Here is a 21,396-nt window from a genome sequence, read left to right as displayed (position 1 = left end):
GGCCGGTGCGCGGGGGCGTTCCGTCTTCTTCCGGCCGACTGTTCCCAGGACGTCAAGCGACCGCTTAGTATGCCCGCGGAGCATGGTTCCTCGACGGCGGCTGGAGGCCCCGGATGCAGGCATGGCGCGTACATACCCCCGGTGAGCCGCGTGAGGCCATGCGCCTCGAAGAGGTTCCCGAACCGGTGCCCGGCGAGGGCGAGGTGCGGCTGCGGGTGCTCGCGGCCAACGTCAACTTCCCCGACGCGCTGCTCTGCCGCGGGCGGTACCAGATCCGCCCCCCGCTGCCCTTCACCCCCGGCGTGGAGATCTGCGGCGAGACCGCGGACGGCCGCCGCGTCATCGCCAACCCCGCCCTGCCCCACGGCGGCTTCGCCGAGTACGTCACCGCCCCCGCGGCCGCCCTGCTCCCCGCTCCGGACTCCCTCGACGACGCCGAGGCGGCCGCCCTGCACATCGGCTACCAGACAGGCTGGTTCGGCCTGCACCGCCGGGCCCGGCTCCGGCGCGGTGAGACCCTGCTGGTCCACGCCGCGGCCGGCGGGGTCGGCAGCGCCGCCGTCCAGCTCGGCAGGGCCGCGGGAGCCGCGGTCATCGGTGTCGTCGGCGGCAAGGCCAAGGCGCGCACCGCCGAGGAGCTCGGCTGCGACCTGGTGATCGACCGTACGGCCGAGGACCTCGTGGCCCGCGTCAAGGAGTTCACCGGCGGCCGCGGCGCCGACGTGGTCTACGACCCGGTCGGCGGGGACGCGTACACCGCCTCCGCCAAGTGCGTCGCCTTCGAGGGCCGGATCGTCGTCGTCGGCTTCGCCAGCGGCACCGTCCCCGCCCCCGCCCTCAACCACGCGCTGGTGAAGAACTACTCCGTGCTCGGCCTCCACTGGGGGCTCTACGCCGCCAAGGAGCCCGCCTCCGTCGCGGCCTGCCACGCCGAACTCACCCGCCTCGCCGCCGAGGGCTCCATCAAGCCCCTCGTCAGTGAACGGGTCCCGCTCGCCGGCGCGGCTGACGCCGTGCAACGCGTCGCCGACGGCGCCACCACCGGCCGCCTGGTCGTCGTACCGGCCCTGGACGGGGGAGCCCGATGACCGTCACCGCCGAGGAACTGCGCACCCGCGTACGGGACCTGCTCGCGGCGCACCCCGTCGACCGCACCGCGAGCGCCGACTTCCTGCGCGCCCGCTTCGACGCCGGCCTCGCCTGGGTGCACTACCCCGAAGGGCTCGGCGGCCTCGGCGCCCCCCGCTCCCTCCAGGCCGCCGTCGACGCCGAACTCGCCGCCGCCGGCGCCCCCGACAACGACCCGCGCCGGATCGGGATCGGCCTCGGCATGGCCGCGCCCACGATCCTCGCGTACGGCACCGACGAGCAGAAGCGCCGCTTCCTGCGCCCCCTGTGGGTGGGCGAGGAGGTCTGGTGCCAGCTCTTCAGCGAACCGGGCGCCGGCTCCGACCTGGCCGCCCTGGGCACCCGCGCCGTCCTCGACGAGCAGGCCGGCGAGTGGGTGGTCGACGGCCAGAAGGTGTGGACCTCCAGCGCCCACACCGCCCGCTGGGCCATCCTCATCGCCCGCACCGACCCGACGCTGCCCAAGCACCGGGGCATCACCTACTTCCTCTGCGACATGCACGACCCCGGGGTCGAGGTCCGGCCGCTGCGCCAGATCACCGGGGAGGCCGAGTTCAACGAGGTGTTCCTCACCGGCGTCCGCATCCCCGACGCCCACCGCCTCGGCCCCGTCGGCGACGGCTGGGCCGTCGCCCGCACCACCCTGATGAACGAGCGCGTCTCCATCGGCGGCATGCGCATTCCCCGCGAGGGCGGCATGATCGCCCCCGTGGCCGCCGCCTGGCGCGGGCGCCCCGAGCTGCGCACGCACGCCCTCCACCAGCGCCTGCTGGAGCTGTGGGTCGAGGCCGAGGTGGCCCGGCTCACCGGCGAACGTCTGCGCCAGCAGCTCGTCGCCGGCCAGCCCGGCCCCGAGGGGTCGGGCATGAAGCTCACCTTCGCCCGGCTCAACCAGGAGATCAGCGGCCTGGAGGTGGAACTCCTCGGCGAAGAGGGCCTGCTGTACGAGGACTGGACCATGCGCCGGCCCGAACTGGTCGACTTCACCGGCCGCGACGCCGGCTACCGCTACCTGCGCGCCAAGGGCAACAGCATCGAGGGCGGCACCAGCGAAATCCTCCTCAACATCGTCGCCGAACGCGTGCTGGGACTGCCCCCCGAACCGCGCGACGACAAGGACCTGGCCTGGAAGGACCTCGCCCGATGACCGCCTCACCCGCCTCACCCGCCTCGCTCCCCGTCACCGCACCGCCCGGCCCCGCCGCCCCGCTCGACCTGCTCTACTCCGAGACGGAGGAGGGGCTGCGCGCGGCCGTACGGTCCCTGCTCGCCGACCGCTGCGACGCGGCGGCCGTCCTCGCCCGCGCCGAGAGCGGCACCCCCCACGACCCGGCCCTGTGGCACACCCTCGCCGCCGACATCGGCGCCGCCGGCCTGCTGGTCCCCGAGAAGCTCGGCGGGCAGGGCGCGAGCCACCGGGAGGCCGCCGTCGTCCTGGAGGAACTGGGCCGGGCCGTCGCGCCCCTGCCGTACCTGACCAGCTCGGTCCTCGCGACGGAGATCCTGCTCGGCTGCGACACGCCGGACGTCGCACCCCTGCTCCGCGAGCTGGCCGCCGGCCGCCGGGTGTGCGTCCCCGCCGTCCCGCTGACCCTGGCCCCCGGCGCCCCCCTGCCGGCCCCGGTGAAGGACGCCGGCGGCGGCGTGCTGACCGGCACCGTGACCTCCGTCGCGGACGCGGCCGCCGCCGACGTCCTGCTCGTCCTCGCCGACACCGGGCTGTACGCCGTCCCGGCGGCCTCCGCCGCACCGACCCCGCTGGTACCGCTCGACCTGACCCGCCCGCTCGCCCGGATCACCCTCGACGCGGCCGCCGGAACCCGGCTCGCTGACCCGGCCACCGCCCGCGCGGCCGTGGCCGGAGCCCTGCTCTCGGGAGCGGGCCTGCTCGCCTCCGAACAGCTCGGCATCGCGGAGTGGTGCCTGACCCGGACCGTGGCGCACGTCCGCGAACGCCACCAGTTCAACCGGCCCGTCGGCTCCTTCCAGGCCCTCAAGCACCGTCTCGCGCGGCTCTGGCTCGACGTGGCCTCCGCCCGCGCCGCCGCCCGGGCCGCGGCCGACGCCCTGGCCACCGGATCGCCCGACGCCCCGCTGACGGTGGCCGTCGCCCAGGCCTACTGCTCGGGCGTCGCCGTCCGGGCCGCCGAGGAGTGCGTCCAGCTGCACGGCGGCACCGGCATGACCTGGGAGCACCCGGCGCACCTCTACCTCAAGCGCGCCAAGGCCGACTCCCTCGCCCTCGGCACGGCCGGACACCACCGGGGCCTGGTCGCCGACTTCGCCGAACTGCCGGCTCCGTAGCGGCCCGGCAGGACCCGGTGGCCCGGTGGCCCGGGTGAGCGGCGGCAGGGCGCCGTCGAGATCGCCGCCCGTCGCGCCGTTGCCCGGACGGAGGCCGGTTCCGGCCGCTACTGTGCCTCACCAGTCCCATCGTGCGGGGAGGACGCGTGACGGCTGACTCCGGAACGGCCGCGGCGCTCGCGCAGGCCGAGCTCCAACTCGACCTGCACGGAAGCCTCCTGGTAGCCGGCCCCGCCGGAATCGGCAAATCCGCCCTGCTGGACCGGATCGCGCACCGGGCCGCGGCCGCGGGCGCGACCGTACTGCGGCTCGCCCCTCACCCCGCCGACCGGCACGTCCCGTACGCGGCCCTCGCGGACCTGCTCCAGCTCCTCGATCCCCACCCGGCCCCCGGCCCGTCCGCGGGGCACCTGCTCCCCGGCCCCCAGCGCGCCGCCCTCGACGCCGTGGCCCGCCGGATCGCGGCGCCGCCCGGGGGCCCCGACCCGCTGGCCGTACGCCTCGGCACCACGGCCCTGCTGCGCGCCGCCGGCCCCCGGCCGCTGCTCGTCCTCGACGACGCCCCGCACACCGACCCCGCCAGCGCCGCCGTCCTCACCGCACTCCCCGGAGCACGGCTGCTCGCGGCCGGGGCCCACACCCCCGCGTTCCTCGACGGCGCCCCCGTCCTCACTCTCGGCCCGGCCGCCCCCGAGGAGACGGCCGCACTCCTCGCCGCCCAGGGACTGCCCTCCCGCATCCACCGCGCGGGCGGCGGGAACCCCCGGATGACCCTGGAGATCGGCCGCGCCGTGGCCGCCCTGCCCCGGCCCCCGCACCCGCTCGACGAACTCCCGCTGCCCGAACCGGTCGCCGCCATGGCCCTGCGCCGCCTCGCCCCGCTCCCGCCGCAGGTCACCGCCGTCCTCCTGACCGCCGCACTCGCCGACCGCCCCACCCCCGCCCTGCTGCGCCGCGCCGCAGCCCGCGACGTCGAGGAAGAACTCGCGGCCGCCGCCCTCGCGGGCATCACCCACTCCGCCGAACGGGTGGACGAGGAGCTCCGCTTCACCGCCGACGTCCTGCGCACCGCCCTGGTCCGCGACTCCACCTGGGCCGACCGGTGCGCCGCCCACCGCGCGCTCGGCCGCACCGTCACCGACCCCGTCGAAGCCGCCCGGCACCGCGCGCTGGCCTGCGACGACATCGACGCCGCCCTGGCAGCCGGGCTGGAGGCCGCCGCCGCGGCCGCCCGCGCCCGCGGCGAACGCGGCAAGGCCGCCGAACTCGCCCTGCTCGCCGCCCGACGCACCCCGCCCACCGCGCCCGCCGACGCCGTGCGCCGCTTCGGCGCGGCCGCCGCCGACGCCGGCCGCGCGGGCCGCCTCGACCTCGCCCGGCGGGCCGCCGCCGAGGTCCTGGAGCACAGCGGCGACCCGGGCGAACGGGTACCCGCCCTGCTCGCCGTCATCGACGCCAGCGGCCAGGCCCTGGACGAGATGGACGAGGTCTTCGCCCGGGCCGCCGCCGAGGCCGCCGCGGCCCCCCGCCTGCTCGCCGCCGTCGAACTGCGGCTCGCCTGGAAGGCGAACCTGTGCGACGGGGACCCGGTACGGGCCCTCGGCGCGGCCACCCGCGCCGCGGCCCTCGCCGAACGCGCCGGAGCCGAGGACGACGCGGCGGCGGCCCTGACGATGCGCGCCCGACTGGAGCGGCTGCTGGGCGATCCGGCCGCCGGCGCGACCCTGGCCCGCGCGCTCGCCCGGCACCCCGCACCGGTGGCCGGCCTGCGCAACACCCCGGAATTCCTGCGGACCCGGCACCAGTTCTTCGACGACGAGCTGGACGAGGCCCGGTCCGGCCTGCTCGCCCTGCTGCCCCGGGCCGAACGCTCCGGCGACGCCGAGGACCAGGTGGAGATCCTGCGCTCCCTCGCCGAAACGGAAGCCCGCGCCGGCCGCTGCCCCGCCGCCCTGCGCTACGCCGAGCGCGCCCGCGCCCTCACGGCCGCCGCGGACGCCTCACCCGGACCCGCCTGGTACACGGCGGCCCTCGCCGAGGCCGCGGGCGGCACCTTCGCGCGCGCGGAGGCCTGCGCCCGGCGCGGAGCCCGCGCCTCCGAAGAGGAGCACGACGTGGTGTTCCTGGCCCGGTCGCTGCACGCCCTCGGAACCGTGCTGCTGGTGACGGGCCGGGCAGGTGAGGCGGTGGACGCGCTGACCCGCGTACGGGACCTGGAACGGGACCAGCGCGTCGCCGACCCCTCCGTGCTGCGCTGGCACGACGACCTGGCGGAGGCGCTGGCCGCGGCCGGACGGCCCCGGGAGGCGCTGGCCCTCCTCGACGCGACCGAGCCGGCGGCGCGTACGCCCGGACGGGGCGGGGTCGGGGCCGCGCTCCAGCGGGCCCGGGCGGTGGCCCTCGGGGGCGAGCGGGCCGTACCGCTGCTGGAGGCGTCGGCCGCCGCCTTCGCCGGGGCGGGTCTGCGGCTGGAGGAGGGCCGCACCCTGTGGCTGCTGGCCCGGGCCCGGCTCCGGCAGCGCCGCCGGGCGGGCGCGCGGGCGGCCCTGACGGAGGCGGCCGGACTGTTCGCCGCCTGCCGGGCCGCGCCCTGGCAGGGCCTGGTCGCCGACGCGCTGGCCCGGTTGGACGCCCGGCCCGGGGAGGCGGCCCTCACGGCGGCGGAGAGCCGGCTCGCCGCGCTGGTCGCGGCGGGCACCTCCAACCGGGAGGCGGCCGCCCGCCTGTACGTCAGCGCGAAGACGGTCGAGACCATGCTGACGCGGATCTACCGCAAGCTCGGAGTCACCTCGCGCGCCCAACTCGCCGCCCTCCGCCCCACCCCGTGAGCCCGCGCCCGCACCGCGACCGCGCCGCCACCGGGCCGGTCCGGAAGGGGCCGAACGGCCGATGCGCCGCCGGCGGCCGGTGCGGCAGCCTCGACGGGTCCGTACCTCCGGGCGGCCCCGGCGGGCGGACCGCGGCGGCCGCCCGGACGTCCACCCGCTCCCCGTGAAGGAGGCGCCGTGCTGCACGCCCTCTACCTCCTCGGCATCGCCGCCTTCGCCGCGTCCGGCGTACTGGCCGCCCACCGCGCCGGCATGGACCCCTTCGGCGGGCTCGTGCTCGCCTTCGCCGCCGTCGTGTCCGGCGGAACCCTGCGCGACCTCGTCCTCGACCGGCACCCGCTCTACTGGACCCGCGACCCGCTGCTGCTCGTGGTCATCACGACCGTCGCCGTCGCCACCATGCTCCACCTGCGCCGTCGGGAGCTCCCGCGGCGCACCCTGGTGGTCGTCGACGCGGCCGGCCTCGCCGTGGTCACCGTCATCGGCGCCGGAGCCGCCCTCGACGCCCACGTCACGCCCCTCGCCGTGCTCGTCCTCGCCGTCCTGACCGGCGTCACCGGAGAGGTCGTACGCGACGTGCTCTGCGGGGAGTTCCCGCCGCTGCTGCTGCGCGAGGAGGTGTACGCGACCGCCGCGCTGGCCGGCGCCGCCGCCTACCTCGGCCTGCACGCGGCCGGCGTGCCGGACAGCCTGAACACCGGCCTGTCCGCCGGCCTCGTCTTCGTCCTGCGGCTGACCGCGGTCTTCCGCGACCTCCACCTGCCGCGGCTGCGGCGCACCCCCGGCTGAACCCCCGACTCCCCGCACCACGGCCACCACCACCCCCTCCCGCCCCGCCGACGGGTGACCTCGCCCGCCGCGCCGCGTTAGACCCTGCACCGGCCACCGAACGAGGGAGACCGCATGTCCGCAGTACCCGCCGCACCACCGACCCGCCGCGCGGTCCTGCGCACGGCCTTCACCGCGGCCGTGCTCGCGGGCACCGCAGCGGCCCTGGCCCCCGTACTGCGCGCCCGCCGGCCGCGCCAGACGCTCACCCCGGCGCCGCTCAGCGAAGAGACGTACCGGGGCCGGCACATCGCCGTCGACCGGGCCGGCATCCGCATCGACGGGCGCCCGCTGCACGTCATGCGCCGGGCCGACGGCAGCTACCTCAGCGGGGTCAACCACTTCCAGTCCTTCGGGACACCACTGGAGCTGGCCCGCGCGGCCGTCGACGAACTGGGCACCGTCCAGCTGGCGTCGGCCTCCGCCCCGCACCACGGCTGACGGGAGGAGCCCGCGTTGTACACCCGGCAGAACCAGAAGGACCTGACCAGCGCCCAGAAGAAGCGGTTCACGTCGGCGGTGCTGGAGCTCAAGCGCAACGGCGTCTACGACTCCTTCGTGCGCACCCACGACAAGTACTTCGTGCCCGACCGCGACCGCAAACTGCGCGTCGGCCACATGTCCCCGTCGTTCTTCCCCTGGCACCGGCGCTACCTGCTGGAGTTCGAGAAGCAGCTCCAGAGCGTCGACCCCGGCGTCTCCATCCCGTACTGGGACTGGACCACCGACAACAGTCCCGTCTCCTCGCTCTGGGCCGACGACTTCCTCGGCGGTACCGGCCGCGCCGACGACCGCCGGGTGATGACCGGCCCGTTCGCCTACGACCGGGGCGGCTGGACCGTCACCGTGGGCCTCACCGAGGCGGCCTTCCTCACCCGCAACCTCGGCCGGCCGCAGAACCCGATCGCCCTGCCCACCGCGGCCGAACTCCAATGGGCCGTCGACGATCCCGCCTACGACGTCGCACCCTGGGACTCCACCGCCACCGCCGGCGGCTTCCGCAACAAGCTGGAGGGCTGGTCCGCCCCGAAGGCCGAGCGCTGGCGCAACCACAACAAGGTCCACCAGTGGGTCGGCGGCCACATGACCGGCGGGACCGCACCCAACGACCCGGCGTTCTGGCTGCACCACGCCTTCGTCGACCTGGTCTGGGACCGCTGGCAGGCGCGCCACCCCGGCTCCGGGTACCAGCCCGCCAGCCCGCCCGTGCTCGGCGACCCCCAGCGCGGCCGGGTCATCGCCCTCGACCAGCCCATGCCCCCGTGGAACGTCACCCCGCGCGAGATGCTGAACCACCAGGGCCTCTACCGCTACGCGTGACAGGCCCGCGCCCGGTGCGGACACGGGAAAGGGCCCCCGCCGACCGGCGGGGGCCCTTCCGTCGCACGTCGACCAGGCGGAGCCTGGATCAGTTGCCGTAGCCCTCGGTGTGGTGCTCGGCGGCGCCGCCCGACGCGTTGACGCAGGTGTTGCCGAACGCCGGGTTCAGCAGGGCGATCACGTTGACGGTGTTGCCGCAGACGTTGACCGGAACGTGCACCGGGACCTGGAGCAGGTTGCCCGACAGGACACCGGGGGAGCCGACGGCCGCACCCTGCGCTCCGGCATCGGCGACGGCCAGACCCGCACCGGCGGCCACGGCCGTACCGGCGACAGCGGTGATGGCGAATGCCTTCGCGATACGCGACATCAAGATCTCCTCATGGAATTACGGGCGCCACAGAATCTGCGGCATTTGACATGGCATACAACGCAGGGATGGCCAAGGGGTCACGGTCCCCGCGGCCACCCGGTGGAGAAGCGGCGCCCCGCACCCCGCCGCCCCGACCGGCATCCGGGTGACCCGCGCGCCACCCGGGCACGGCCGCGCCCTGTCAGCCGTTGGACCGCTGTGGGAACAGGCGCGCACCACACCGGTGCGGCCCGACGGGGTGCGGGAGGAAGAGATGGACGCAGTGCACGGCGGCGGTGCCGGAGACACGGGAGCCGCCGGCGGCCCCGACCGCCGGCCCCGGGCCAGGACCGCACACGGCCTGGTGGAGGGCCGCACCGGCCCCGGCGGCGCCGCCGTCTTCCGAGGCGTGCCCTACGCCGCCCCGCCCGTCGGCCCCCTCCGCTTCGCCGCGCCCGCGCCCCCGGCCCCCTGGGACGGCGTGCGCGACGCCGGCCACTACGGCCCCACCGCGCCCAAGGTGCCCTACCCCGCACCCTTCGCCACCCTGCTGCCCGACCCGGAGATCCCCGGCGAGGACTGCCTCGGCGTGAACGTGTGGACCCCCGACCCCGCGCCCGGCGCCCGGCTCCCCGTCATGGTGTGGATCCACGGCGGCGCCCTGACCCGGGGCTCCTCGGCCGTCCCCGTCTACGACGGCTCGGCCTTCGCCCGCGACGGAGTCGTCCTGGTCTCCTTCAACTACCGCCTCGGCGTCCTCGGATACGGACTCTTCCCCGACGCCCCCGCCAACCGCGGCCTCCTCGACCAGATCGCCGCCCTGGAATGGGTCCGGGACAACATCGCGGCCTTCGGCGGCGATCCCGCCCGCGTCACCGTCTTCGGCGAGTCCGCGGGCGCCATCAGCATCGGCGCCCTGCTCGCCGCCCCCCGCGCCGCGGGCCTCTTCGCCCGGGCCGTCCTGCAGAGCGGCGCCCCCGAGGCCCTGCCCCGCGAACGGGTCCGCACCATGGTCCGGCGGATGGCCGCGCTGCTGCGGACGCCGGCCACCGCCGCCGCGTTCACCACCGTCTCCCTGCCCGCGCTGCTCGCCGCCCAGCGGGCCGTGCTGCGCCGGTCGGGCCCGCTGCTCGGCGGGCCCGCCTTCGGCCTGGTCACCGACCCGGACACGCTCCCCGAAGACCCCCTCGACGCGCTCACCGGCGGCGCCGGCGCCGACCTGCCGCTGCTGGTGGGCTGGACCCGGGAGGAGTACCGGCTCTGGCTGGCCCCCACCGGCGCACTGCGGCTGCTCGACCGGCTGGGCCCGGCCGCCGTCACCGCGGCCCGGCTGCGCTCCGGCAAGGACCGCGCCGCCGTACGGGCGCTGCGGGCCGCCCTGCCCGGGGCCGGCCCCGCCGAGCTCGCGGGCCAGCTGCTCACCGACCGGCTGCTGCGCGACCCGCTGCGCCGGCTCGCGGGGGCCCGCCGGACCGCGCCGAGCCACCTGTACGAGTTCGGCTGGCCGTCCGGCATCCCCGGGCTCGGCTCCTGCCACGCCCTTGAGCTGGGCTTCGTGTTCGACACCCTGGCCGTGCCCGAGTCCTCCTGGCTGGCCGGGCCGGATGCCCCGCAGGAGCTGGCCGACGCGATGCACGGGGCCTGGGTGCGCTTCGCCGTCACGGGCGATCCCGGCTGGGCGCCCTGGGACGGCGACGGCCCGCCGAAGGTGTTCGGCGGGCCGGAGCGCGCGGACGAGCGGCCGCGGGAAGGGGCGGAGCGGGTGGCTACTCCACCGGCCCTTCCATGACCTTGCTGATGTACTGGATCGGCCCCTCGCCCATGTTGGGGACGTAGGTCTTCGCGTTGTGCTGGCCGCCCGGGATCACCCGCATGCTGGTGTGCACGGGGCCCTTGGTGTAGTCCGCGATGAACTTCTGCACCGAGGGCAGGGTCTTCTTGTTGTTCTCGTTGTCGCCGACCTGGAAGGCCAGGTAGACGTCCGGCCCCTTCGCGTCGATGAGCTGCTTCGCCAGCAGCTCGGGGTTGTTCTCCGCCTTCTCCTTGTCGTGGCCCTTCCACAGCGAGGAGTCCGGGACGATGTCCGGGCCGGAGGCGATCACGGCCTTGAACTGGTCCGGGTGCTTGAGCACGGCCTTGAGGCCCGCGAACCCGCCGGTCGACGAACCCATGAAGGCCCAGCCGTCACGCGACTTGACCGTACGGAAATTGGCCTTCATCAGGTCCGGGACGTCCTCGGTCAGCCAGGTGCCCATCTTGGGCTGGCCGGGGATGTCGGAGCCGTCCCAGTAGACGCCCTTGTCGTCGGGGCCCGGGTTGAGCACCGGCATCGCCAGGATGAACGGTTTGCTCTTGCCCTCGGCGTACCACTTGCCGATGCTCTTCTGCAGCCCGAGGTCGGTACCCATCCAGTAGTTGTTCGGGTAACCGGCGCCGCCCGGCAGGGCGATCATGACGGGGAAGCCGCTCTTGGCGAACTTCGGGTCGTTGTACTCCTTGGGCGCCCAGACCCACACCTTGCCCTTGAAGCCGGACTTCTTGCCGTCCAGCGTGGTGACCGCGACGTGCGTCCCGTCGGGCAGGGTCATCGTGTTCTTGAACTCCGCCGCCGGCCCGGTCGGCATCAGCATCTTGGAGCTCGCGGGCTGCGCGGGCGCCTCGCCGCCGGGCTGCGCGCCGCCCGCCGGGGGCCCGCCGAAGGAGACGTCGGCGCCCTTGTCGGTGAACGGGGGTATCTCGAAGTGGTTCATCACGAGCGCGGCCGTGCCCGCGAGGGCCAGGACGGCGACCCCCGCGATGATCCGGCGCCGGACCCGGGACCCCCGTCGCGGCGGCTCCGGCTCCGGCTGCTGCCCGGGGTACCCGGTCGGCTCGGAGCCGTACGGGGGCTGCTGCGGGTAGGGCGCATGCTGCTGTCCGTAGGGCTGCTGCCCGTACTGCTGCCCGTACGGGTGCTGCTGTCCGTGGGGCTGCTCTCCGTACGGCTGCTGCTCGTGGGGCTGCTGCTCGTACGGCCGGCCGTACTGGTCGCCGTAGGGCTGCTGCGGGGGGTACTGCCCGTCCGGCCGGTAGGGCGAGGACTGCTGCCCGTCGGGTGCGTACGACATGTGCGGTGGCTCTCCGGCTGGTGGTGCCCCGGGGGCGGGGCGGGCGGTCTGCGGTTCGGTCCTTCCGTCCCGAAGGATGTGCCAAAGCATGACAGGGTTCCCCATTTTCCCTTCTCTTGGGGTGGCCTAGAGAAGGACGTTGCCCGGGCCGCGCGCGCCGTTCCCCCGCACGTCCGGGGCAGGGGCGAGCGGGGGAACGGGGTGTGCGGGAGGGCGGGCCGCGCTAGGCGGGGACCAGCGTCTTGCGGCGCCGTCTGCGCGGAGCGGCGCCCGAGATCCGCAGCTCGATGACCGAGCGGACGGCCGGCCACTCCTCGTCGAGGATCGAGTAGAAGGCGGTGCTGCGGACGGCCCCGTCGAGCCCCCGGGAGTGCGCCCGGCGGACGCCCTCGCAGGTGAAGCCGAGACGCTCCATGGCCGCCCGGGAGCGGCCGTTGCGGGCGTCCGCGCGCAGTGAGATGCGCCGGACCCCCCAGGTCTCGAAGGCGTGGCGGAGCAGGAGCAGCTTGGCCTCGGTGTTGATGCCGGTGCCCTGGGCGCTCGGGGACAGCCAGGTATTGCCGATCTCGGCGGCGTCGGGGATCGCCGTCGCCGGATCGCCGAACGGGACGCCCGGCACGGCGGGCCACACCAGGGGCCCCTGCCAGTAGTCGAGTTCCAGGAACCGGGTCGAGCCGACGACCCGTCCGTCGGTGGCTCTGACCACCGCGAATGGTACCGAACGACCTGCTGCCTGATCGGCAAGGGCACGTTCGATGTACTCGTGGGACGCCTGCACACCGTGGGGTACGGGAGTGAAGGCGTAAGTCGTACGATCCTCGGCCCCGGCCATGGCCAAGGCCTCGGTGTGGCGGGGGGCGAGGGGCTCGAGCCGCACGGTGCGGCCGGCGAGGAGTACGGGTACGGGCACGGAGCCTTCGGTCCTTCTGGGCGGTGGGGTGGTTGCACAGTCTGCGTCCCTGACGTCGCCCCCCGTGCAAAACACGAGTGAAAGGCAACGGGCTGTCAGGTGAACGCGAGTGGCTCAATGTAGCTCCTCGGAGACCTCGGAAGAACCCCCTCTTCGGCAATGGCGCGCGCCTCTTTTCCGGCGGTCCCGGTCCACGCCCCGCAGGGCCCGTCCGCACGCTTCGCGCAGGCTCGTCCCCGCGTCTGACGTGCGCTCGGCAGACAGTTGCGGGCGCGCCGGTCAACCCGCTCTGACCTGCGGTGATGCGGGGAAGCTTCGAGGTGCGGGGCGGCGGCGCCGGGCGGCGGCGCCGCGGACGGGACCGGTGCACCGGGCGGCCGCCCGGACCACGCGCGGGCGGCCGTCGGCGGCGGGGCCGAGGGAGCGCCGGAAGCGGGTGCGGGGGGACTGCGCCACCCGTGTCCGAAGTCGTGCCCCGAGGGCCCCGCTGAGGCGTCCCTGCGCGGGGCCACCGGACCCCGGGGCGGCCCGGGCCGGGCCGGCTGAGATCATCCGGGGATGGACGAGGTACTGGGCAGGCTGGCGGCGGTGGGGCCCTTCTTCGCCGTGCCCCACGGGAAGGAGCCGCCCGGCCCCGGGTTCCGGCCGCTCTCCGAGCTGTACGCGGAGGGGCTCGGTCCGTGGGTCGCGGAGGTCGGCCGGCGCATCGGCACCGGTCCGGACCGGGTGGCCGCCTCGACCGCCCAGTTCGGGATCGCCGCGCGGCTCTGGTCGGTCGGTCTGGGCTGCGTCGCGCTCGCCGGGCGGGCGCCGGAGCTGGACCCCGTACGCGTGGGGTGGCGGCTGCCCGCCGGGGGCTCGCTGGAGCTGTGGCTGCCCGAGCCGCGTGCGCTGCCCGCCGGGTCGCTGGGCGAGAGTGTCCTCGGCAACCTCGCCGTGCTCGACGCGGGCCTGCGCGACGGGTTCGGGGTCTCGCCGAAGGTGCTGCGGGGCAACAGCGCGTCCGCGCTGGTGGGGGCGCTGCGGGTCCTGACGGACCGGGTCGAGGGCGACGCGGCCGTCCGGGCGGCGACCGCCCTGCTGGCCGACGACGGAGCGCTCGGCGGTACCGGCACGTTCGTCCACGAACCGGGCCTCGGGGTGGCCTTCGTCCGCCGCAGCTGCTGCCTCTACTACCGGGTCCCCGGGGGCGGGTACTGCGGCGACTGCGTCCTGCGGACCCGCTGAGCCCCCGCCGCACGCGCGGAACGGGGCCGTCGGGACCGGGTGGCCCGGGTCCCGACGGCCCCTTCGGGGCGATGCGTCAGAAGGTGAGGTTCCAGGTGTCGATCCTGCCGGTGTCGCCGCCGGCGTTGTCGTTGACGCGGAGCTTCCAGGTGCCGTTGGCGGCCTCGGAGGAGGCGTTGACGGTGTAGGTCTGGTTGATGTTGTCGGTGCCGCCGCCGGTGCGGTTGTGGAGGGGGTAGAGGGTGCCGTCGGGGGCGACCAGGTCGACCTTGAGGTCGCCGATGTAGGTGTGGGCGATGCTCACGCCGACCTTGAGGGCGGCGGGGGCGTTGCCGGTGACGCCGGTGACGGTGATCGGGCTCTCCACGGTCGCGTTGTCGGCGATGGCGTAGTCCGCGCCGTTCTCGAAGAACTTGCCGGCGGGCGGGGTCGCGCCGACGGCCTTGAGGGCGTCCACCTGGCCTTCGCCGAAGAAGCCGTTCTTGGCGGTCGTGCCCTTGCACCGGGTGTCCGACGGGCAGGCGACGTCATTGGCCTGGGTGGCCAGCTTGTCGCGGAGCTGCGCCGGGGTGATGCCCGGATTGGTGCTCGCGAGCAGCGCGGCCACGCCCGTGACGTGCGGCGAGGCCATCGAGGTGCCGCTCATGGTGCCGTACTTGCCGCCCGGCAGGGTGCTGTAGATGCCGGTGGCGTCGCCGCCGGGGGCCGTGACGTCCACGACGTTCAGGCCGTAGTTGGAGTACGAGGCCTTCGCGGTGGTGCCCATCGCCGAGACCGTGACCACGCCCGGGAGCTCGGTCGGGATGTCCAGGCAGGCGTTGGTGATGGTGCGGGTGACCGGGGTCGAGTCGTTCGGGCTCTCGGTGTCGGTCGTCTTGTTGGCCAGGTCGAGGTTGGAGTTGCCGGCGGCCGCGACCTGGAGCGAGCCCTTGCCCTCCGCGTACTCCTGGGCGCGCCTGACGCCCTCGATGATCGCGGCCTGGTCGGCGTTGTCCGGGCAGTTGAACTGCCACGGGTCCGTGTAGTAGCTGTTGTTGGTGACCTTGAAGCCGTGGTCGCCGGCCCACATGAAGCCGCAGACGGTGTTCTCGGCGAAGAAGAGCGAGGAGCCGGGCTCGGCGATGCGCACCGAGGAGATCTTCACGCCCGGGGCCACGCCGATGACGCCCTTGCCGTTCTTGGCGGCCGCGACCGTGCCGGCCACGTGCGTGCCGTGGCTGCCGACGTCGCGCCAGGCGCCGCTGCGGGTGTCCGGCTTGCCGTAGGCGCAGGAGGCGGAGTCGGCGGCGTTGAAGTTGGGCGCCAGGTCCTGGTGCTGGTCGTCCACACCGGTGTCCAGGATGCCGACCTTGACGCTGGCCGAGCCGGTGGTGACGGCCCAGGCCTGGTCGGCCTTGATCTGGGTCATGTCGGCGCGGACCGGCTCGCCCGCACCGGTGGAGGACTGAGCCGGGTTGGCGGGCAGCGCCGGGTTGTAGGCGTCCGCCGGGACGTCCGAGGTCCGGGTGGCCCCGACCTGCTGGACACCGGCGACGCCGCGCATCGTCGCGGCGAAGGCGCCGGAGGCGGAGTGGGCGACGATCACGCCGATGGCGTCGTAGTACTGGAAGACGGTGCCGCCGTTCGTGGCGACGGCGGTGCGGACCGCCGAGGTGTCACCGGGGGCGGTGATCACGAGGTAGGCGCGCGTGCCGGCGACCCAGGTCGCACTCTGGGAAGCGGGCGTCGCGGCGGTGCTCGTGCGGGGGGCGGCCTGGGCGGCGGGCGCCGTGGGGCCGACCGGGTCGGTGCCGGCGAGTGCGGCGGGGGTCCCGAAGGCCAGCGCGGCGCCGAGGGCGGCGGCCAGCACGAGGGTGCGTCGAGGTCGGCTGGATATGTGGGGTATCAATGCGTCCTCCGATGGCCCGGCGGGCGTGGATGACGCCTGATGGCGCCTGCCGGGTCGTACGAAACGAGTGGTGGACGCAAGATGTCAGACGCGTGCCCCGATATGGAAGTACCTTTTACAGCACGCCCGTTGCCCTGGATCTGGCCGAAAAAACACCTTGTGGAAACGGCCCGGATCCGACCGGGCCGGGCGCCGTGGGGGCGTGCCCGGCCCGGTCGGACCGTAAGGGGGGCGGGCCCGTCAGACCGTGACCCCGCCCTTGTCGCCCTCCGGCTGCACCGGCACGGGGGTCGTGGCAGGGCCGGAACCAGGCTTGTCGCCTGCCGTCCCGTGACCGTCGTCGAGCAGCGAGGTCTCGTCGAACGGCAGCCGACCCGCGAGGACTTCGGTGGCCCGGGCCTGGTCGAACTCCTTGGTCCAGGTGCCGATGAGCACCGTCGCCACGGCGTTGCCCGCGAAGTTCGTCAGCGCGCGCGCCTCGCTCATGAACCGGTCGATGCCCACGATCAGGCCGACCCCGTCCACCAGCTCGGGCCGGTGCGACTGGAGGCCGCCGGCGAGGGTGGCCAGGCCGGCGCCGGTCACCCCGGCGGCCCCCTTCGAGGCGATGATCATGAACAGCAGCAGGGAGATCTGCTCGCCGATCGCGAGCGGCTTGCCCATCGCCTCCGCGATGAACAGCGAGGACATGGTCAGGTAGATCGCGGTCCCGTCCAGGTTGAACGAGTACCCGGTCGGCACCGTGATCCCGGTAACCGGGCGCGAGACCCCGAGGTGCTCCATCTTCGCGATCAGCCGCGGCAGCGCGGATTCGGAGGAGGAGGTGGACAGGATCAGCAGGAACTCCCGGCCGAGGTAGCGCAGCAGGGCGAAGACGCTGACGCCGGTGCACACGCGCAGCAGGGTGCCCAGCACGACGAACACGAAGAGCAGGCAGGTCGCGTAGAACCCGATCATGATGACGGCCAGCGACTTCAGCGCGTCGATGCCGGTGGCCCCGACCACCGCCGCGATGGCGCCGAAGGCGCCCACCGGAGCCGCCCACATGATCATCGCCAGTACCCGGAACACCAGCTTCTGCACGTGCCCGATCCCGCGCAGCAGCGGTTCGCCCGCCGGCCCCATGGCCTGGAGCGCGAACCCGCAGAGCAGCGCCACCAGCAGCGTCTGCAGCACCTCGCCGCCGGTGAAGGCGGAGACCAGCGTGGTCGGGATGATCCCGAGCAGGAACTCCGAGGTGCTCTCGGCCCCGCCGGCCTCGGCCTGTGCCTCGCCCGCACTGCGCGCGGCCTCGGTCAGGTGCAGGCCGCTGCCCGGCTCCAGCAGGTTGCCGACGAGCAGCCCGATCGCCAGCGCCACCGTCGACATCACCATGAAGTAGCCGAGGGCGAGCCCGCCCACCGCCCCCACCTTGGCGGCCTTGCGGACCGAGCCGATGCCCAGCACGATCGTGCAGAAGATCACGGGCGAGATCATCATCTTGATGAGGTTGACGAAGCCGGTGCCCAGCGGCTTCAGCTCCACGGCCACCCCCGGTGCGGCGAAGCCGACGGCGATGCCGAGGAGCACCGCGGCGATCACCGCGATGTAGAGATAGTGCGTTCTGTCGCGCCTGGCGGCCACGATGCCTCCTGGTGGTGAATACGTCCCGGGAGGACCATCGCGCGACCCTGTGACCCCGGTCACCCTTGCGTTCATTGAGTTCACGGCCCGGTGCACACTGAACGCCATGTTCCGATTGCTCCGGCCCCGCGGCCCGCGCAGCCTCGCCGGCCAGCTCTTCGCCATGCAGGTGCTGCTGGTCGCCGTCGTCGTCGCCGGCTGCGCCGTCTTCGCCCACGCCACCGCGCGCGGCCAGGCCGAGGATGCCGCCCGGCGCCAGGCCGGGGCCGTCGCCCGCGCGGTCGCCGACTCCCCGTCGGTCCGCGAGGCCGTACGGGAGGCGGCGGGCGGTTCCGATCCCTCGCTCCGGCTCCAGCCCTACGCCGAGCAGGTGCGGATCGACTCCGGCGTGGACTTCGTGACGATCATGGACCCGGCCGGGCGCCGCTGGACCCACCCCGACCCGGGCCGGATCGGCGAGCGCTTCCTCGGCACCACGCGGCCCGCCCTGCGCGGCGAGACCTTCAGCGAGACCTACACCGGCACCCTCGGGCCCTCCATCCGCGTGGTCACCCCGCTCGTCGACGGCGGCCGGGTCGTCGGGATGGTCAGCGCCGGCATCACCGTCCGCGCCATCAGCGACCGGCTCGCCGCACAGCTCTCCGCCCTCGCCTGGGTCGCCGCCGCCGCGCTCGCCCTGGGCGGCGCCGGCACGTACGTGGTCAACGCCCGGCTGCGCCGTCACACCCACGGCATGAACGCGGCCGAACTGAGCCGGATGTACGACTACCACCAGGCGGCCCTGCACGGGGTCCGCGAGGGGCTGCTCATGCTCGACGGCCAACGCAGGATCACCCTCATCAACGACGCCGGACGCGAACTCCTCGCCCTGCGCGGAGAGATGACGGGCACCGCCGTCGCCGACCTCGGACTGCCCGCGCCGCTCACCGGCGCCCTGCTGGCCGACCGCCCCCGGGTGGACGAGGTGCACCTGACGGTCGACCGGGTGCTCGTCGTCAACAGCTCGCCGGTCGCCGGCGGCGGCCGCCGCGGTACCGTCGTCACCCTGCGCGACCACACCGAACTCCAGTCGCTGACCGGCGAGTTGGACCACGAACGCGGATTCACCCAGGCGCTGCGCTCGCAGGCCCACGAGGCGGCCAACCGGCTGCACACCGTGGTCTCCCTCATCGAGCTCGGCCGCGAGCGCGAGGCGGTGGAGTTCGCCACCGCCGAACTGCAACTGGCCCAGGCGCTCACCGACGAGGTGATCACGGCGGTCGGCGAACCGGTGCTCGTGGCCCTGCTGCTCGGCAAGGCCGCCCAGGCGCACGAACGCGGGGTCGAGCTCGTGGTGACCCCCGACAGCCGCAGCCTCGCGGCCGGGGCCGGGCTGCCTCCGGCCCGCGACCTGGTCACCGTGCTCGGCAACCTGATCGACAACGCCGTCGACGCCCTCACCGCCGTGCCCGCCGCGCGGATCGCGGTGACCCTGCGCCCGGCCGGCCGCGAACTGCTGCTGCGCGTCGCCGACAACGGCCCCGGGCTGCCGGAAGGGGTGGACGTCTTCCGTCGGGGCTGGTCGGGCAAGGGGGAGGGTCGCGGCCTCGGGCTCGCGCTGGTGCGACAGGTGGCCCACCGCTACGGCGGCACGGTCACCGCGGCACCGGGCCCCGGTGGCGGCGCCGAGTTCACCGTCCGGCTCCCGCTGGCCGGGGCGGAGGCCGGGGCGGGTGGCGACCCGGCGGGGGAGCGCCGGGCCGCCGGTCCTGGGGCGGGGCGGGACGCCGGAGCGCCCCGGACCCCGGGTGCGGCGGCCGGCCGGACCGCGGGCGGACCGGCGTGAGCGCCACGACGGGCGGCGTCACGGGCGGCGGGCCCGTACGGGTGCTGGTGATCGAGGACGACCCGGTCGCCGCCGACGCGCACGCCCTCTACGTCGGCCGGGTGCCCGGCTTCACCGCGGTCGCCGCCGTGCACTCGCTCGCCGAGGCCACCCGGGTCCTGGAGCGGACCCGGGTGGACCTCCTCCTGCTCGACCTGACGCTGCCCGACGGGCACGGGCTGCGGTTCGCGCGCGGCCTGCGCGCCGCCGGGCACCCCGTCGACGTGATCGTGGTGACCTCCGCCCGCGACCTGACCGTGGTCCGCGAGAGCGTCTCGCTGGGCGTGGTGCAGTACGTGCTCAAGCCGTTCGCCTTCCCCACCCTGCGCGAACGGCTGCTGCGCTACGCGGAGTTCCGTGCGACGGCGGGCGAGGCGGCCGGCCAGGACGACGTGGACCGCGCGATGGCCGCCCTGCGTGCCCCGCGCCCGGCCGAGCTCCCCAAGGGGCTGAGCGCGCCGACCCTGGACCGGGTCGCCGCACTCCTGCGCGCGGCCCCCGAAGGGCTGACCGCCGCGGGGGCGGCCGCAGCGGCGGGCACCTCGCGGATCACGGCCCGCCGCTACCTGGAGCACCTGGTGGACACCGGCCGCGCGGACCGCAGCCCCCGGTACGGCCAGGTCGGCCGCCCCGAACTGCACTACCGCTGGCTGGCCGCCGCGGGTTCGGTGTCGAACGTGTAGAACGTCCGGTGGTCCAGCAGCTCGGCCGGGGTCACGTCGTTCCACGGCCGCATCGTGTCGTGCAGGTCCACCACGTTCGGCGTGCCCGCGGCGGGCAGGTAGGCGGACTGCGGGTGGCGCGCCTGCCAGTCGGCCCACAGCTTGTCCACGTAGGCGTGGTGCATCCAGAACACCGGGTCGTTGGGGGAGACCCCGGTGGCCATCTGGCCGCCCACCCACACGTGCACCCGGTTGTGGAGGTTGGCGCCGCGCCAGCCCTCCAGGTTGTTGCGGAAGCCGCCGGAGGAGCTGTTCCAGGGGGCCGTGTCGTAGACCGGCATGGCGAGCACGGCGTCCACCTCGGCCTTGGTCGGCAGCTGGGCGACGCCCTCGCCGAGGGCGCGGCGCAGGTAGGGGCGCGCGTCCACGCGCACGTTCACGTCCCACTTCCCCGCGGCGTACGCGAACGGTCCGTCGAGGACCTGTCCGTCACGGGCCCGGCCGGTGCCGCCGAGGAAGTCGGCGGCCCAGAGGGAGGAGCGGGAGGTGCGGTCCGCGGTCCAGTCCCAGTACGGGAGCGCGACGCTCGCGTCCACTTTCTGCAGGGCGGCCTCGAACTCCAGCAGGAAGCGCCGGTGCCAGGGCAGGAAGGAGGGGGAGCGGTGGCCCACCCGGTCCCCCGAGTCGGTGTCGGCCATGATGAAGCCGTTGTGTGTGGTCACGAAGTGGTCGTAGCCGCCCGTGCGCTTGAGCTCGTGCAGGGCTGCGGTGAAGGCCCGCTTCTCGTCCGCGGTGAGCGCGGCCTGGTTCTTGCGCACGGTCATGCCGCGCCCCCCGTCGGGGCGAACGGCGCGAGGACCGCGCCCTGGAGCTCGCGCACGGCGGCGCGGGCCAGCGAGGTCGGGTCGGCGAAGGTCTCGTAGTGGTTGACCACGCTGATCCAGGTGCCGTCCGCGTTCCGCATCACGTGCAGTTCGCGGCCGTCTATCAGGACGGTGGGCAGACCGGGGGAGTGGTGGCCTCCGTGGTGCCCGCCCGTGCCGGGGGTTATCCGGATGCGGCGGCCCTGGTAGACCTCGTCGACGGTGCCCGCGTCGGGGGGTGTGGACGCGGGAGGGGCGGCGCTGGCGTCGGCGCCCGTGGCGGCGGCGGTGATGCCGAGGACGGCGAGTGCACCGGCAGTCGTGCCCAGAGCCTGCCGGCGGGTGATCTTGTTCATGGCCGAAGAGGTATCAGGGCGCCGCGCAGGGGTGGCTGCTATCCGGACATGAGTGGACAAGTTGCCGGTAGAACAAGTTGGATGATCTTCCCGTCCGTACCGGCTCCAGTGGCTCGGACGGGAAGATCTGCGTATC

18 protein-coding genes are annotated in these 21,396 nt (G+C 74.9%); 11 read left to right on the top strand and 7 right to left on the bottom strand.

From position 1 onward, the window contains the following. Nucleotides 1–113 precede the first annotated feature (113 nt). The 7 genes from CP968_RS03830 to CP968_RS03800 all read left to right on the top strand — a co-directional run bounded on the left by CP968_RS03830 (nt 114) and on the right by CP968_RS03800 (nt 8,408). Entirely contained in the window at nt 114–1,088 is a 975-nt protein-coding gene (locus CP968_RS03830; protein ID WP_150516637.1) for an NADPH:quinone oxidoreductase family protein, read from the top strand. After that, a complete protein-coding gene (locus tag CP968_RS03825; RefSeq protein ID WP_150516636.1) occupies nt 1,085–2,275 on the top strand; it encodes an acyl-CoA dehydrogenase family protein in 1,191 nt (396 codons plus the stop codon). The genes CP968_RS03830 and CP968_RS03825 overlap by 4 nt, the downstream gene beginning before the upstream one ends. Next, nucleotides 2,272–3,432 carry an acyl-CoA dehydrogenase family protein gene (locus CP968_RS03820; protein ID WP_150516635.1) on the top strand — a complete coding sequence of 387 codons (1,161 nt, stop codon included), beginning with the start codon at nt 2,272–2,274 and terminating at the stop codon, nt 3,430–3,432. Before CP968_RS03825 ends, CP968_RS03820 begins: the two co-directional genes overlap by 4 nt. Nucleotides 3,433–3,578: 146 nt before the next feature. Further along, the gene (locus CP968_RS35285; RefSeq protein WP_150516634.1) at nt 3,579–6,260 is read left to right on the top strand and encodes a helix-turn-helix transcriptional regulator; all 2,682 of its coding nucleotides are present in this window, start codon (nt 3,579–3,581) and stop codon (nt 6,258–6,260) included. Between the two features lie 177 nt (nt 6,261–6,437). Continuing rightward, nucleotides 6,438–7,049: a trimeric intracellular cation channel family protein gene (locus tag CP968_RS03810; protein WP_150516633.1), complete on the top strand. Its 612-nt coding sequence runs from the start codon at nt 6,438–6,440 to the stop codon at nt 7,047–7,049. A gap of 114 nt (nt 7,050–7,163) precedes the next feature. Next, a complete protein-coding gene (locus CP968_RS03805; RefSeq protein WP_150516632.1) occupies nt 7,164–7,529 on the top strand; it encodes a tyrosinase family oxidase copper chaperone in 366 nt (121 codons plus the stop codon). A gap of 15 nt (nt 7,530–7,544) precedes the next feature. Further along, nucleotides 7,545–8,408, top strand: a complete 864-nt coding sequence (locus tag CP968_RS03800) for a tyrosinase family protein (RefSeq protein WP_150516631.1) — start codon at nt 7,545–7,547, stop codon at nt 8,406–8,408. 88 nt (nt 8,409–8,496) lie between these two features. On the opposite strand, the gene CP968_RS03795 is transcribed toward CP968_RS03800, so the two are convergent. Beyond that, on the bottom strand, nt 8,497–8,778 hold the full coding sequence (locus CP968_RS03795; RefSeq protein WP_150516630.1) for a chaplin: 282 nt from the start codon (nt 8,776–8,778) through the stop codon (nt 8,497–8,499). Nucleotides 8,779–9,034: 256 nt separating this feature from the next. On the opposite strand from CP968_RS03795, the gene CP968_RS03790 reads away from it, so the two are divergent. After that, the gene (locus CP968_RS03790) at nt 9,035–10,549 is read left to right on the top strand and encodes a carboxylesterase/lipase family protein (RefSeq protein ID WP_150516629.1); all 1,515 of its coding nucleotides are present in this window, start codon (nt 9,035–9,037) and stop codon (nt 10,547–10,549) included. On the opposite strand, the gene CP968_RS03785 is transcribed toward CP968_RS03790, so the two are convergent. Together CP968_RS03785 and CP968_RS03780 are read right to left on the bottom strand one after the other, a co-directional pair. Then, complete coding sequence (locus CP968_RS03785) at nt 10,527–11,867, bottom strand: alpha/beta hydrolase (protein ID WP_150516628.1); 1,341 nt, start codon at nt 11,865–11,867, stop codon at nt 10,527–10,529. The two genes, CP968_RS03790 and CP968_RS03785, sit on opposite strands and share 23 nt — an antisense overlap. Nucleotides 11,868–12,090: 223 nt before the next feature. Beyond that, nucleotides 12,091–12,744 carry a GNAT family N-acetyltransferase gene (locus CP968_RS03780; protein ID WP_425282247.1) on the bottom strand — a complete coding sequence of 218 codons (654 nt, stop codon included), beginning with the start codon at nt 12,742–12,744 and terminating at the stop codon, nt 12,091–12,093. A 591-nt stretch (nt 12,745–13,335) separates the two neighbouring features. On the opposite strand from CP968_RS03780, the gene CP968_RS03775 reads away from it, so the two are divergent. Continuing rightward, on the top strand, nt 13,336–14,004 hold the full coding sequence (locus CP968_RS03775; RefSeq protein ID WP_150516626.1) for a (2Fe-2S)-binding protein: 669 nt from the start codon (nt 13,336–13,338) through the stop codon (nt 14,002–14,004). Nucleotides 14,005–14,080: 76 nt separating this feature from the next. On the opposite strand, the gene CP968_RS03770 is transcribed toward CP968_RS03775, so the two are convergent. Continuing rightward, a complete protein-coding gene (locus tag CP968_RS03770) occupies nt 14,081–15,853 on the bottom strand; it encodes a S8 family peptidase (protein ID WP_150521696.1) in 1,773 nt (590 codons plus the stop codon). A gap of 279 nt (nt 15,854–16,132) precedes the next feature. Further along, nucleotides 16,133–17,515: a cation:dicarboxylate symporter family transporter gene (locus CP968_RS03765; protein WP_189828805.1), complete on the bottom strand. Its 1,383-nt coding sequence runs from the start codon at nt 17,513–17,515 to the stop codon at nt 16,133–16,135. Between the two features lie 106 nt (nt 17,516–17,621). Between CP968_RS03765 and CP968_RS03760 the strand changes: the two genes are divergently transcribed. Both CP968_RS03760 and CP968_RS03755 read left to right on the top strand, forming a co-directional pair. Further along, a complete protein-coding gene (locus CP968_RS03760; RefSeq protein ID WP_229885852.1) occupies nt 17,622–19,340 on the top strand; it encodes a sensor histidine kinase in 1,719 nt (572 codons plus the stop codon). After that, the gene (locus CP968_RS03755; protein ID WP_150516625.1) at nt 19,337–20,062 is read left to right on the top strand and encodes a response regulator; all 726 of its coding nucleotides are present in this window, start codon (nt 19,337–19,339) and stop codon (nt 20,060–20,062) included. The genes CP968_RS03760 and CP968_RS03755 overlap by 4 nt, the downstream gene beginning before the upstream one ends. On the opposite strand, the gene melC2 is transcribed toward CP968_RS03755, so the two are convergent. Both melC2 and melC1 read right to left on the bottom strand, forming a co-directional pair. Then, on the bottom strand, nt 20,020–20,865 hold the full coding sequence (gene melC2 / locus CP968_RS03750) for a tyrosinase MelC2 (protein WP_150516624.1): 846 nt from the start codon (nt 20,863–20,865) through the stop codon (nt 20,020–20,022). The genes CP968_RS03755 and melC2 overlap by 43 nt on opposite strands. Beyond that, entirely contained in the window at nt 20,862–21,260 is a 399-nt protein-coding gene (melC1, locus tag CP968_RS03745; protein WP_150516623.1) for an apotyrosinase chaperone MelC1, read from the bottom strand. Before melC1 ends, melC2 begins: the two co-directional genes overlap by 4 nt. Nucleotides 21,261–21,396 lie beyond the last annotated feature (136 nt).

Origin of the sequence: Streptomyces subrutilus, assembly GCF_008704535.1 — a bacterium.
In the GTDB taxonomy this organism is placed as follows: domain Bacteria; phylum Actinomycetota; class Actinomycetes; order Streptomycetales; family Streptomycetaceae; genus Streptomyces; species Streptomyces subrutilus.
Note: the sequence above shows the minus strand (reverse complement) of the source record. Positions and strands in the feature narration are given on the sequence as shown.